Here is a 13,519-nt window from a genome sequence, read left to right on the forward strand (position 1 = left end):
AGCGGACTAGCGGATCACCAGATACAAGGAACTGTTGTCGCGGACGATATTGAGCGCTAACACGCTGGGCTTGTCTTCAAGCAACTTGCGCAAATCGCCGAGGTTCTCAATCTTGTGGCGGTTGAGGCCGACAATTACATCCCCCTCACGCAGCCCGTAGCGCGCGGCGAGTGAACCTTCTTCAATGGCCGTCACTTCTACCCCAGCCGGCTCGGTGTCGTGATTTTTCAGCTCGGCACCGGTGAGGGCTTTGTGTAAGTTATCGGCCTTGGTTTGCGTCTGGCTCGCTTCTTTGAGGGTGGTGTCCATTTCTAGGTTTTCACCGTCACGGATAACCCCCAAGGTGACAGGCTTGCCCGCGCCCAAGGTGGCAATTTTGGCGCGTAATTCACCAAAGCTGCGAATACTTTTGCCGTTGACCGAGACGATGATGTCACCGGCTTCTAACCCCGCTTCTTCCGCGGCCGATTCCGGCATCACCTGGCTAACAAACGCGCCGTGTTGCGTGGCAAGACCAAAGGCATCGGCGAGCTCCGATGTTAGCTCGCGCCCGGTGACACCCAGCATGCCACGGCGCACCGAGCCATACTCGATAATTTGATCGACAAGGCTTTTCGCCATATTCACCGGAATCGCAAAGCCAATCCCGACGTTACCGCCATTGGGGCCTAAAATGGCGGTGTTGATCCCCATCAACTCACCATTAAGGTTCACCAGGGCGCCCCCCGAGTTACCACTGTTGATCGCCGCATCGGTTTGAATAAAGTTCTCAAAGTTTTCCAAATTCAAACCACTGCGTCCCAGTGCTGAGATGATCCCTGATGTAACGGTTTGTCCCAGTCCAAACGGGTTACCAATCGCCACCGCAAAATCGCCCACGCGGAGCTCGTCAGAGTTGGCCAGTGGGATCTGTGTGAGGTTATTGGCATCTTCATCCAACTGGAGGAGGGCAATGTCAGACATTTCGTCACTGCCAATCAAGGTGGCGTCGTACTCGCGACCATCTTTTAGTTGTACTCGGATTTGGTCTGCATCATCAATCACATGGTGGTTGGTGACGATATAGCCTTTATCCGCATCAATGATCACCCCCGAGCCTAATCCGCGAAATGGGCGCTCTTGGGCTTGTTCGGGCGGTAGATTGGGGCCAAAGAAAAAACGAAAGGCTTCTGGAATACGCTGCTTCGCGACTTTATTGCCTTCAACGGCAATACTGACGACGGCCGGAGAGACCTTCTCCAACATGGGTGCCAAACTCGGCATGGCTTCGCCGTTTACGGTTTGCGGTAGGGCGGCGTGGCTTGGGAGAGGGGAAAAGGCCGCGCCAAGAGTCAGCGCGGCGATACTCATCGCTAGTAAAGACTTCTTCATCATAGACTCACACTCCGATTGTCGAGGTATGAAATGAGAGTGGGGGCAATCTGAAAAAGTTCAATCCTCCATCAACTCGTCGCGCGTGAACCTTCACCGCTTTTGAGCAGTCCTGAGGCACTGCCTGAGTAGTCTCTGGGCGGCTCACTGGTTGTTTCGGCCTTCACTTCGGTGATTTTACCCAGCCGTTTAGCAAATGGGTTGTCCTGATCGGGCAAATTCGGCATCAAATCGGTCGAGGTCTTTGCCATATGCTGATAGAGCTTGTTGTAATCTTTGGATAGCGTATCGAGCAGCTCTGCGCTTTGGGCAAAATGATCCACCAACTCTTGGCGATATTGCTCCAGCTCGTAACGTGACTTTTCTAGCTCCCTTTTCATGTTTTTTTGTTGTTTGAGATCGCGCGTCGTCATGCGGGCAATAAAGAAGCCTACCGCGATACCGATGACGAGAAAGATCAGGCTATTAATCCAGGCCATAACTGCTCCTTGTAGTCACAAGTTGACTGTCCACAGATACCACTGACGGGTCAGTCAAGACAAGTAAAATCACTTGCCTACCTAATAATATCGTACATTCCCCAATGACTCAGCAAGGGAAGATTTAGCTCACTATACACGTCGCTTTCCGCTTGGGATACTGTCTTACGTGTTTGGTCTGTTGTGCGCGGTGACGCCCGACGTGTGACGTTTTCACGGGGCGTGTTACTATGCGTGCGAGGCGATAACCAATGAGGCTTTCACGGAATGACGCCACTCGAGCATTATAATAACGATCTGACCCACAACGATTTTATTGAAGACCCGGCGCAGCGTATGGCAGTGGAGAAACTCGATGATCTCTACCATCGCTTGGTCGCCAATCCCATTGTCCCCACCATGCCCGAAAAGCGCAGCTGGCTGCCTTGGCGTAAGCGCGAACCCGCGCCAGTGACCCCAGTAAAAGGCTTATATTTCTGGGGTGGGGTGGGGCGCGGCAAAACCTACCTAATGGATACGTTTTTCCACGCTTTGCCGTTTGAGAACAAGATGCGGATGCACTTTCACCGCTTTATGCATCGCGTTCATCAAGAGCTCAAAACCTTGGATGGCGAGGTTGACCCTCTGCCACAAATCGCCGATAAGTTTGCTCAAGAAACCCGAGTATTGTGCTTTGATGAGTTCTTTGTCTCTGACATCACCGATGCGATGATTTTGGGCACCTTAATGGAAGCCCTATTTGCGCGTGGTATTACCCTAGTGGCCACCTCCAACATCGTGCCGGATGAGCTTTATTGGAATGGATTGCAACGTGCGCGTTTTTTACCTGCGATCGCCTTGATTAATCAGCATTGTGAGGTGGTCAATGTCGACTCAGGGGTTGATTACCGCTTACGCACGCTAGAGCAAGCGGAGATCTTTCATCATCCTTTAGATGACGCCGCCACCGCGCAAATGCATGCCTACTTTAAAAAGCTCAATGGCGAGGGCGGGGTGAAACAGGATGTGATTGAAGTGAATCATCGGCCGCTGCAAACCCTCGAAAATGGCGACGGCGTGGTGCACTTTAGTTTTGCTGAGCTTTGCCAATCGGCACGTAGTCAAACCGACTATATGGAACTGGCACGCCTTTACCACACGGTGCTGCTGGCTGATATGCCTCAGCTAACCGGGGCGCAAGACGACGCCGCACGGCGCTTTATTGCCTTGGTGGATGAGTTTTACGAGCGTAGCGTGAAGCTAATCATCTCGGCGGCGGTACCCATGGATAGCCTCTATCAAGGCGAACGGTTGGCGTTTGAATTTAAGCGCTGCCAATCACGCCTCATCGAGATGCAAAGCCATGACTATCTTGCGTTGCCGCATTTGCCCTAAATCGGATAGAACGCGGGGCGCAAGCTCGCTAACGGCGCGCGTCCCGCAACACAATGGTGTGCAGTAGCCAAACAATCACCAACTGAAAAAAATCCACCGAATTTTTTTGCCAAAAGGAGGTGATTTTTTCTCCACTCTTCCCTATAATCTCGCGACCCACCGTTACTGTTGAAAGGCTTAGGCCGAGTGTACCACCACTCGAAGGGGTGATGTATGGGCGCTTAACAGTGGGAGCTTAGGCTCCTGAAGTGAAACTTATTAATCGGGTAATCATTAGCATGAAAACTTTCGTTGCTAAACCAGAAACTGTAAAACGCGACTGGTTCGTTGTAGACGCTGAAGGCAAAACGCTGGGCCGTCTGGCCACTGAAATTGCAACGCGTCTGCGTGGCAAGCACAAGCCAGAATACACTCCTCACGTTGACACCGGTGACTACATCGTTGTTATCAACGCTGAGAAAGTGGCTGTTACTGGCCGCAAAAAGTCTGACAAGATGTACTACAGCCACACTGGCTACATTGGTGGCATCAAGTCAATCAGCTTTGAAAAACTGATCGCGGAAAAACCTGAACTGGTTATTGAAAAAGCCGTTAAAGGTATGTTGCCACGCGGTCCTCTAGGTCGTGCTATGTACCGTAAACTGAAAGTTTACGCAGGTTCTGAGCACAAGCACGCGGCACAACAACCGCAAGTACTAGACATCTAAGAGGAATAAAGCAATGGCAGAACAATACTACGGCACCGGCCGTCGCAAAAGCTCCGCAGCGCGTGTCTTCATCAAGCCGGGCAGCGGTAACATCGAGATCAACAAGCGTTCTCTCGAGACTTATTTCGGTCGCGAAACCGCTCGCATGGTCGTTCGTCAGCCGCTTGAGCTGGTAGAAATGACCGAGAAGCTAGACCTGTACATCACCGTTTCTGGTGGTGGTATCTCTGGTCAAGCTGGCGCAATCCGTCACGGCATCACTCGTGCCCTGATGGAGTATGACGAGTCACTACGTCCTGCGCTACGTGCAGCTGGCTTTGTTACGCGTGACGCTCGTCGCGTTGAGCGTAAAAAAGTGGGTCTACGCAAAGCACGTCGCAGCCCGCAGTTCTCGAAGCGTTAATCGACGTTCCAGTCAGATTTGCTGCAAAAGCCTGGTGGCAACGCCAGGCTTTTTTTATCCATCAATTTATCCGTCATTCTTGGGTGCAATACTCATTTATTTCCTTTCAAAACAGTGTATAAGCACTCACTTTCCAACATTTTTATTACCCTTTCCTCAATTCTGTGCACACCGCTCACATTTGTTACAAAAAGGTAGCTTTATCTTGTCAAAAAGTAGGGTTTTCTCTATCATCTAGCCGACGTAATAGCAGCTAAGATTTAATCGAACTGATCCCAGTCAGCCGTTATTACATATTCGTTTTTAAGTAAGCCGTACGCTCCATGGACGCAAAGGACACAATAAAAATCCAAGCGGGAGCACATGGGAGAATGTTGGATGAGCAATGCGCCAGTGAATACCGGCCGACGCCGTTTCCTGACTGCGACGACGTCAGTTGTTGGCGGTTTAGGGGCCGTAGCAGTTGCCGTACCTTTTATTAAGTCTTGGAACCCAAGCGCGAAAGCCAAAGCGGCGGGCGCGCCTGTCGAAGTCGATATCAGTAAGCTACAAGACGGACAAATGATCCGTGTTGAGTGGCGAGGAAAACCTGTATGGATCGTGCGTCGTAGTGACGCGGTCGTCGAAGAGCTGTCTAGCTTCGAGGACCAGCTTCGTGATCCCGGTTCGGCACAGCCGCAACAGCCAGAATACGCAGCCAACCAGACCCGCTCTATTAAACCTGAAATTTTTGTCGCGGTTGGTATCTGTACCCATCTAGGTTGTTCGCCAACCTACCTGCCTGACAGTTTCAGTGAGCAAGTGAGTGGGGTGAAAGCCGGGTTCTTCTGTCCGTGTCATGGTTCCAAATTTGACATGGCAGGACGCGTATTCCAAGGCGTACCTGCACCACTAAACCTGGTCGTTCCACCTTACATGTACTTGGACGACAAACGGGTACTCGTGGGACAAGATGAGGGGACTGCGTAATGGAAAACTTGCTGAACTGGGTTGAGAAACGCATTCCAGCGATGAATGCGTATCGCAAACACATGACTGAGTACCCCATGCCGAAGAACTTCAACTTCTGGTATATGTTTGGGGTGCTCGCAATGCTGGTTCTGGTTAACCAAATTCTTACTGGGATTTGGCTAACCATGAACTACGTACCTTCAGCGGAAGGCGCATTTGCGTCTGTTGAATACATCATGCGTGATGTGGAGTACGGCTGGCTCTTGAGGTATATGCACTCCACCGGGGCCTCGGCCTTCTTTGTGGTGGTCTACCTGCATATGTTCCGTGGCCTGATCTACGGCTCCTACCAAAAGCCACGTGAGCTGTTATGGCTATTTGGTATGCTGATCTTCCTGGTGCTGATGGCTGAGGCCTTTATGGGCTATCTGCTGCCATGGGGACAAATGTCGTACTGGGGCGCACAGGTCATCATCTCCTTGTTCGGGGCCATCCCAGTGATTGGTGATGACCTAACACTGTGGATTCGTGGTGACTACGTTGTCTCTGGCGCGACCTTGAACCGTTTCTTTGCTCTCCACGTGATTGCACTGCCGATTGTGCTCTTGCTGTTGGTGGCATTGCACGTGCTTGCACTGCACGAAGTGGGCTCAAACAACCCAGATGGTATCGACACTAAATTACCGAAAGGTGAGGCAGATGACGATGGCCAGCAGTCACAGTTCAAGTTCCACCCGGATTACACCAAGAAATATAAGATCATTGATTCGATTCCTTTCCACCCTTACGGGACAGTGAAAGACTTGATTGGTGTGGGTGTGTTCGGCATCTTGTTCGCCTACGTGATTTTCTTTAATCCCGAAATGGGCGGTTATTTCCTTGAGCCACCCAACTTTGAAGCGGCTAACCCGCTGAAGACCCCTGAGCACATTGCCCCTGTTTGGTACTTCACGCCGTTCTACGCGATTTTGCGTGCGATCCCAGACAAGCTAATTGGTGTTATTGCCATGGGCGCGTCGATTGTGATGCTGTTCATCCTGCCGTGGCTTGACCGCTGCCGTGTGCGCTCATACCGCTACCGCAGCAAGCTGCACTTGGCGAACATCGTCCAATTTGTGATTGCCTTTATTGCTCTGGGTATTCTGGGCGCGTTGCCAGCAACCCCAACGTACACCTTGCTGGCGCAGATCTTCAGCTTCTGTTACTTCATGTTCTTCGTGCTGTTGTTCTTCTACAGCAAAAATGAGGCAACGAAACCGCTACCAGAGAGGGTGACATTCAAATGAGAAAATGGATTGTAATCTTGTGCGCGCTGTTGCCCTCTTTGGCGATGGCCGCCGGTGGTAATGTCCACTTGGACGAAGCCAACAATGATTTGACGGACAAAGCCTCATTGCAACGTGGCGCCAAACTGTTCATGAACTACTGTTTTGGCTGCCATGCTACGCAGTATCAGCGTTATCAGCGTGTGGCCGAAGATCTCAATATTCCTAAAGACTTGATGGAAGATAACCTGATTGTCGATAAGAATGCCGATTACGGCGAGTTGATGAAAAACGCCATGACACAAGAGGCGGGCGCGCAATACTTCGGTGCACCTGCGCCCGATCTAACCTTGGTGGCACGTGTGCGTGGCGTGGATTGGCTATATACCTATTTACGTTCGTTCTACGTCGACCCATCGCGCCCATTTGGGGTGAACAATACCGTGTTCCCGAACGTGGGTATGCCACACGTGCTCGAAGAGCTTCAAGGCACACCCCGTAAAGTGTACGAAACACGTATGGTGGACGGTGAGCCGGTGGAAGAGTTTGTTGGTCTCAAATCTGACGGCAACGGCGAACTCAGTGCCAGCGAGTACGATAATGCGGTGCGCGATCTGGTTAACTTCCTTGAATATTCAGGGGAACCGGTGAAGCTAGAGCGCCAGCAACTGGGCTGGTGGGTGATTGGTTTCTTCGTGGTATTCTTGATTTTGGCGTACTTCCTCAAGAAAGAATATTGGCGCGATGTGCACTGATCGGTTAATCTAGTGTGTTGCTAATCCGCAATGGGGACTTTAGGTCCCCATTGCTTTCTATTGATATTGAACATCCTGGAGGGGTTGATGGCTGTTGCTGCCAATAAACGCTCGGTGATGACGTTATTCTCTGACGCATCTGATCTCTATAGTCATCAGGTACGCATCGTCCTCGCAGAGAAAGGTGTCAGTGTAGAAATCGAGCTGGTGGATCCGAATAATCTGCCAGAAGATCTGGTTGACTTAAATCCTTATAACTCTGTTCCAACCTTGGTAGACCGTGAGTTAGCGTTGTACAACGCGGATATCATCATGGAATACTTGGATGAGCGTTTCCCTCACCCACCATTGATGCCGGTATACCCTGTTGCCCGTGCACAAAGCCGTTTGATGATGTACCGCATCAAGCGTAACTGGTATACCTTGGTTGACCAAATTATGGAAGGCAGTGCTGACGACGCCGACAAAGCGCGTAAGCAGCTGCGTGAAGAGCTTCTGGCTCTGGCTCCAGTATTCGCCGAAGATCCTTACTTCTTAAGCGAAGAGTTTAGCCTGGTAGATTGCTATTTAGCGCCGCTGCTGTGGCGTTTGCCTGCACTAGGCATTGAGCTAACTGGCCCAGGTGCGAAGCAAGTAAAAGATTACATGACGCGTCTGTTTGAGCGTGATTCGTTTCTCGCCTCACTGACAGAAGCTGAACGTGAAATGCGACTAACAGGTCAATAATGTCTACATCAGAATTTGCGATGACACCACGCCGCCCGTATTTAGTGCGTGCGTTTTACGACTGGTTATTAGATAACGATCTCACCCCTCACATGGTGGTGGATGCGACCTTGCCGGGCGTACAAGTGCCGTTTGATTACGTTAAAGACGGACAAATTGTCCTCAATATCGCCCCACGTGCGGTCGGTAACTTGGAGCTGAGCAACGAGCACGTGTGTTTTAACGCGCGCTTTGGCGGCAAGCCTCAGCAAGTGCTGGTGCCTATGGCGGCGGTGCTCGCCATCTACGCACGTGAAAATGGCGCGGGCACCATGTTTGATATGGAGCCAGCGTACGCCCACGCTGATGATGAGGAGATGTTTGAACAAACCGCCCCATCCAGCGAGGGAGAAGACGACGACGAGCCGTCTTTGGTGTCGGTCGACAGCGTTGACGATCCTGAAGCACTGCCGCAAGCGGATGACGAAGACGACACGCCGGCCACGCCAAGCAAAAAAGGCAAGCCGACGCTGACCGTGGTGAAATAACCGCGTCGCAAGTTCTCCTTGAAAGTGAGACACAAAAAACCAGCACCCAAGTGCTGGTTTTTTTATGCCTAGGCTTTACGCCTAGACCTTGTGCTCGCCGCACAGGTGCGAAACTAAGGCGCCTCCCGGCGCCTGTATCCGCTGCGGGGTATCAGTGACGCTCCGTCATGATCTCGCGTGAGAATACCTTCTCACAGTATTTGCAGCGTAGCTTCACATCATCTGCTTCACTCAGCACGCGGAACGAGCTATCCACCGCCGGCTCACCGTGGGTAATACAATTCGAATTAGGGCAGCGGAATATGCCTTGAATCACTTCCGGCAAGGTCAATGGCAGCTTGGCCACCACTTGATAGTCTTCGATTTGATTGACGGTTGCCTGTGGCGCATACAGCGCGAGTTGACTGGCCTGATCTTCGCTGATCACCACGTTCTCGATTTTGATCAGATCTTTGCTGCCCAACGCCGATGAGGGCAGATTCAGGCCAATGGTGATCCGCTGATCGCTGCCGTGCATTTGAAACAGGTTTAAGATCTTAAAGCCAATATGCGCCGGGATATGATCGATCACCGTGCCGTGACAGATGGCTTCAACTTGTAGTTTGTTATCCGTGCTCATTTTGCAACTCCTTCAACCTGTTCGTTTAACACCAGTGCCAGCAGGGCCTCTCGGGCATAGACGCCGTTCTCGGCTTGCTCAAAGTAATAGGCGTGCGGGGTTTTATCGACATCCACAGTAATTTCATCCACACGGGGCAGGGGATGCATCACCTTCATGTTGGGTTTGGCATCACGCAACATGGCCGCATTTAAAATGAACGCCGCTTTAATGTGCGCGTATTCTGATTCATCAAAGCGCTCTTTTTGCACCCGCGTCATATACAACACATCCAATTCAGGCACCACATCGGTGATGCTGCTGTGCAGGCTATACGGGTGGCCCGCGGCAGTCAGTTCATCGAGCAAGTACTCTGGCATCGCCAGCGCATCTGGGGCGATATAGAAAAAGCGGTTCCCCTCGAACTTTGACAAGGCTTGCGTCAGCGAATGCACGGTACGGCCATACTTCAGATCGCCTACCATGGCAATATTGAGGTTATCGAGCCGACCTTGGGTTTCGTAAATCGAGAACAGGTCGAGCAGGGTTTGGGTTGGGTGCTGGTTAGCGCCATCACCGCCGTTCACCACCGGCACACCTTCAGAGAACTCCGAGGCTAACCGCGCGGCACCTTCTTTTGGGTGGCGCATCACAAAGCCATCGACATACGAGGAAATCACCCGTACCGAGTCGGCCAACGTTTCGCCTTTTTTGCCTGACGAGGTATTGCCACCGTCGGGAAAGCCGATCACCGAGCCGCCAAGACGTTGAATCGCGGTTTCAAACGACAAGCGCGTACGTGTCGACGCCTCAAAAAAGCAGCTGGCAATCACTTTATTCTTCAACAGCGTCGGGTTAGGGCGCGCTTTAAGCTCGCCCGCCGTGGCGACGATTAACTCCAGCTCGTCGCGGCTGAGCTCGGGAATGGAAATAATATGTTTGTTATAAAGCGTATTGGCCATAACGCGAGTCCCTTTCTTTGCAGTGTGCTACAGGCAAAAAAAAACCTCCGAAACGGAGGTTTTTACGATCACGACCAATGCGGATACCGTCCCGCAATGGGGCGGATAAATCGCTGTTTGTGGGTGGAATAACCAACATAACTTCTGGCCGTGTAGTGAAATCTGGCCGAATTATACGCCCCTATTTATGTCGTGCAAGCAAAAGTGCAATCGTTTACGTGCTTGCGTTGACGAGTGTGGCAACCATCACAGCCTTGATGGTATGCAGTCGGTTCTCTGCCTGATCAAAGACGATCGACTGCTCAGATTCGAACACCGCGTCGGTCACCTCCAGCCCATTGAGCCCGTATTGATCGGCAATTTGTTTACCCACACCGGTCTCATCGTTATGGAAGGCAGGCAAACAGTGCATAAACTTAGCGTGTGGATTCGCGGTGGCGGCCATCAAGCTTGGATTCACCTGATAAGGGGTGAGATCAGCCACACGCTGCGCCCAGGCCGATTCGGGTTCACCCATCGACACCCAGATATCGGTATACACAAAATCACAACCGTTCACCGCTGCGGTGTCTTCGGTTAAGGTGAGCGTCGCGCCCGTATTGGCGGCGATATCTTGGCATGCGGCAATCAAATCGGCCTCAGGCCAGTAGGCTTTGGGGCCAATCAGGCGCAGATCCATCCCCATTTTCGCCGCGCCGACCAATAGCGAATTACCCATGTTGTTGCGCGCATCCCCCACATACGCAAACGCGATTTGATTAAGCGGCTTGTCGCTGTGCTCTTGCATGGTGAGCAGATCGGCCAACACTTGGGTGGGATGAAAATCATCCGTTAAGCCATTCCACACCGGCACCCCGGCATGTGCGGCGAGCGTCTCGACCACCTCTTGGCCAAAGCCACGGTATTGAATGCCATCGTACATTCTCCCTAACACCCGCGCGGTGTCTTTCATGGTTTCTTTATGGCCAATCTGGCTGCCGCTAGGGCCGAGGTAGCTGACCTGTGCGCCTTGGTCAAACGCTGCCACCTCAAAGGCACAGCGGGTACGGGTCGACGTTTTCTCAAAAATCAGCGCAATGTTTTTGCCCGTGAGCTGTGGGGTTTCCTCACCACAGGCTTTTGCCGCTTTTAGTGCAGCGGCATCATCAACCAGATCGTGGATTTGCTGAGGTGACAAGTCGAGTAAGGTGAGCAGTGATTGCTGGTAGAGGTCGCTTTTCATATCTATCCCTAAATAACGCGCTAAATTGAATATTAAATCGATATTTGTGTTTAATTATTCTTTGATGGTAAAGCGCGTGCCAGCAAGATGCAAGCGACAAAACCGAGCGTAAAGGCCATGAATTGACCAATAACACACCGTTTTGATGGTTTTCTGACCGCGAAGGAGGGATTTAATCAAGCGCTGACAATGCTGATAAGTTGGCGACAAACTAGACAATCCTTTTACCGCCTTATAGCGAGAGAATGACAGGGCCGCGCGATGAGTACGAGATAGTGTTTATGTCCTCAAGGGCAAACGACAATACTAGGAAGGAGAACATGATGAAAACACAAAACAAAGCACTGACTCTTAGCGCACTCATGATGATGGTTGGCCTCGCCGGCCCCGCGATGGCCAACGAAGCCAGCCAACCACAAGGCGACCAACCCGTGGTAACCTGCCCAGACGGCGGCACGGATTGCGACACGCAGCCAATGCCAGAAGATGACAACAGCACCTGGCCGGCAGAAGACAGCCAAGACCCCGCCATGCAATAAGGCGGTAACCTCCTAAGCAAGCAAAGCGTGAGTGCCGCCACATTGGCGGCGCTTGTTTATCCCGCAACACGCTAAGTGCTCAAAAAGCATACTGAATTCGCCCCCCTTACAGCTAGACACCCTGTGAGCCTTCCCCTATAATCCCATTCCATTCGGCCCCTTAGCTCAGTGGTTAGAGCAGTCGACTCATAATCGATTGGTCCCCAGTTCAAGTCTGGGAGGGGCCACCAGTTATAGCAAGGCGTAGCAGGTTAGTACCTACTACGCCTTTTTTGTACCTGCCGATTTTTAGTCAAACACTTAGTCAAACAAGGAACGGGTACAACTCCCGTTTTCGCATTAGAAAAAATCAGCGGGGTAACACTGAGAGATGCTCAACACTCCGATCCTGCTAGCAGTCCTCTTTTCCCTGGCTGATACAAACGCCCACTAAAATGATTTATCCGTTGCGCCTAGGTAACTTCTTGTACCCATCTCACAAAATATGGTTTATCTAACACTTTGGACAATAGCGCACGAAAACCAAAACAGCCCTTGATACACTAGCTTCAAATCTACCAACTCGATGGCGTGTTAGGTGCCGACAACTGATCGGCGGTAGCATGGCTAAACACTGGATGCCTAACCAGCTTATCGGTCAGAGATACCCAATAGTGTGCGCGTTTATCCGTGACAAATTCACACTATCCCAGAACGGATGACAAAAAGATCCTATTAGTCAGTCGTTTACAGACTCACGCTTGCGGATAGTGTGAATACCTGAGTAGTGATAGGCGGCATGCACACTTTAGCGGAAGAGCAGTGTCGATTAAAGAGTAAAAATCCGCCTGGGATCAGTCTGTTAGGTAGAAAATGGTGCGGATAACGATTTTGGGAAATCGTGCGTGCGCACTAATACAATGTTATGTTTGGCAAGAGGTCAAATTTTGAGTCACCCGATATTTTATTCGTTCCTTAGAGACCTTGAGACTCACACCAAGAATGAGGCGCTAGACGATATTCAGCAGTACCATGTTGATTGCTGGAAGTCATGCAAGACCATTCGGATCGCGCAAGACAAGCTGAAAATTGCCGAAGACTGTATTCGGCAGTCATACCGTTATTGCCAAAATGATCATCAGCTCGCTGAATACATTGAGTTTCATGTTGAAAACTACTTGATTCGAAGCAAGTCGGTTTATGACAGGGTTCTAATGTTTGTGAATTATCTCTGTGATATTCAGATGGCCAAAGAGCATGTAAATCATAACTCTATTTTGACCAACCGGAAGGTGGAGCAGGCAGGATTAAAAGAAGCAATCAAAAGAGTGAAAAAGACATGTGAGGTTTATCGTCTCGAGAGAAATTCTGTAGTTCATCATGATAGCTATAATGACGATCGGCTTGATTGGGTGGATACGGCACTCAAAGCGAAGAAAATACTGAGTGGGAGACTAGACTCAATTGGGTTAAATGAGAGTCACGTAACCGATGCCGCTGCTTCGTTCCTCGCTGATAAAATGGAGGAGTTTACAAAGAACTCTGAAAGCATTGCGGGCGCGGTCTTTGGGTTTTTGGATGACGCGCAGATAGTTTACGATCAGCGTGCACAATGAACATAACAATCACAGTCACTGCGACGGTTACTACATTGCGGCTTC

At 51.0% G+C, this 13,519-nt stretch carries 15 protein-coding genes and 1 tRNA gene; 11 read left to right on the plus strand and 5 right to left on the minus strand.

Annotated elements, in window-relative coordinates; genetic code table 11:
- Positions 1-6: 6 nt before the first annotated feature.
- Entirely contained in the window at positions 7-1,371 is a 1,365-nt protein-coding gene (locus BZG20_RS08140) for a Do family serine endopeptidase (protein WP_108743058.1), read from the minus strand.
- Positions 1,372-1,442: 71 nt separating this feature from the next.
- The gene (gene zapG, locus BZG20_RS08145; RefSeq protein WP_069363320.1) at positions 1,443-1,850 is read right to left on the minus strand and encodes a Z-ring associated protein ZapG; all 408 of its coding nucleotides are present in this window, start codon (positions 1,848-1,850) and stop codon (positions 1,443-1,445) included.
- Between the two features lie 267 nt (positions 1,851-2,117).
- Between zapG and zapE the strand changes: the two genes are divergently transcribed.
- From zapE to sspB, 8 genes are all read left to right on the plus strand, one after another.
- The gene (gene zapE / locus BZG20_RS08150; protein WP_077578670.1) at positions 2,118-3,224 is read left to right on the plus strand and encodes a cell division protein ZapE; all 1,107 of its coding nucleotides are present in this window, start codon (positions 2,118-2,120) and stop codon (positions 3,222-3,224) included.
- 278 nt (positions 3,225-3,502) lie between these two features.
- The gene (gene rplM, locus BZG20_RS08155; protein ID WP_046073927.1) at positions 3,503-3,931 is read left to right on the plus strand and encodes a 50S ribosomal protein L13; all 429 of its coding nucleotides are present in this window, start codon (positions 3,503-3,505) and stop codon (positions 3,929-3,931) included.
- A 13-nt stretch (positions 3,932-3,944) separates the two neighbouring features.
- Positions 3,945-4,334 (plus strand): 30S ribosomal protein S9, encoded by a 390-nt coding sequence (gene rpsI / locus BZG20_RS08160; RefSeq protein WP_046073928.1) that lies wholly within the window; start codon positions 3,945-3,947, stop codon positions 4,332-4,334.
- A gap of 378 nt (positions 4,335-4,712) precedes the next feature.
- Positions 4,713-5,303 (plus strand): ubiquinol-cytochrome c reductase iron-sulfur subunit, encoded by a 591-nt coding sequence (petA, locus tag BZG20_RS08165; RefSeq protein WP_046073929.1) that lies wholly within the window; start codon positions 4,713-4,715, stop codon positions 5,301-5,303.
- Positions 5,303-6,571 (plus strand): cytochrome bc complex cytochrome b subunit, encoded by a 1,269-nt coding sequence (locus BZG20_RS08170; RefSeq protein WP_046073930.1) that lies wholly within the window; start codon positions 5,303-5,305, stop codon positions 6,569-6,571. Before petA ends, BZG20_RS08170 begins: the two co-directional genes overlap by 1 nt.
- Positions 6,568-7,305: a cytochrome c1 gene (locus tag BZG20_RS08175; RefSeq protein WP_046073931.1), complete on the plus strand. Its 738-nt coding sequence runs from the start codon at positions 6,568-6,570 to the stop codon at positions 7,303-7,305. Before BZG20_RS08170 ends, BZG20_RS08175 begins: the two co-directional genes overlap by 4 nt.
- Before the next feature lie 87 nt (positions 7,306-7,392).
- A complete protein-coding gene (gene sspA / locus BZG20_RS08180) occupies positions 7,393-8,031 on the plus strand; it encodes a stringent starvation protein SspA (protein ID WP_046073932.1) in 639 nt (212 codons plus the stop codon).
- Positions 8,031-8,558 carry a ClpXP protease specificity-enhancing factor gene (gene sspB, locus BZG20_RS08185; protein ID WP_077578671.1) on the plus strand — a complete coding sequence of 176 codons (528 nt, stop codon included), beginning with the start codon at positions 8,031-8,033 and terminating at the stop codon, positions 8,556-8,558. Before sspA ends, sspB begins: the two co-directional genes overlap by 1 nt.
- Before the next feature lie 151 nt (positions 8,559-8,709).
- Here the strand turns inward: sspB and pyrI are convergent, their stop codons facing one another.
- The 3 genes from pyrI to argF form a co-directional block, all read right to left on the minus strand.
- Positions 8,710-9,177 carry an aspartate carbamoyltransferase regulatory subunit gene (gene pyrI / locus BZG20_RS08190; RefSeq protein ID WP_077578672.1) on the minus strand — a complete coding sequence of 156 codons (468 nt, stop codon included), beginning with the start codon at positions 9,175-9,177 and terminating at the stop codon, positions 8,710-8,712.
- Entirely contained in the window at positions 9,174-10,118 is a 945-nt protein-coding gene (gene pyrB / locus BZG20_RS08195; RefSeq protein ID WP_046073935.1) for an aspartate carbamoyltransferase, read from the minus strand. The genes pyrI and pyrB overlap by 4 nt, the downstream gene beginning before the upstream one ends.
- A gap of 214 nt (positions 10,119-10,332) precedes the next feature.
- Positions 10,333-11,340: an ornithine carbamoyltransferase gene (gene argF, locus BZG20_RS08200; RefSeq protein ID WP_046073936.1), complete on the minus strand. Its 1,008-nt coding sequence runs from the start codon at positions 11,338-11,340 to the stop codon at positions 10,333-10,335.
- 320 nt (positions 11,341-11,660) lie between these two features.
- Here argF and BZG20_RS08205 point away from each other — a divergent pair, with 320 nt between their 5' ends.
- From BZG20_RS08205 to BZG20_RS08215, 3 genes are all read left to right on the plus strand, one after another.
- A complete protein-coding gene (locus BZG20_RS08205) occupies positions 11,661-11,879 on the plus strand; it encodes a hypothetical protein (protein WP_131825349.1) in 219 nt (72 codons plus the stop codon).
- Positions 11,880-12,033: 154 nt separating this feature from the next.
- Positions 12,034-12,109, plus strand: a tRNA-Ile gene (locus tag BZG20_RS08210).
- 654 nt (positions 12,110-12,763) lie between these two features.
- Positions 12,764-13,474 (plus strand): Cthe_2314 family HEPN domain-containing protein, encoded by a 711-nt coding sequence (locus BZG20_RS08215; RefSeq protein WP_241829525.1) that lies wholly within the window; start codon positions 12,764-12,766, stop codon positions 13,472-13,474.
- The last annotated feature ends 45 nt before the right edge of the window (positions 13,475-13,519 follow it).

The organism is Salinivibrio sp. IB868, assembly GCF_001995655.1.
In the GTDB taxonomy this organism is placed as follows: Bacteria; Pseudomonadota; Gammaproteobacteria; order Enterobacterales; family Vibrionaceae; genus Salinivibrio; species Salinivibrio siamensis.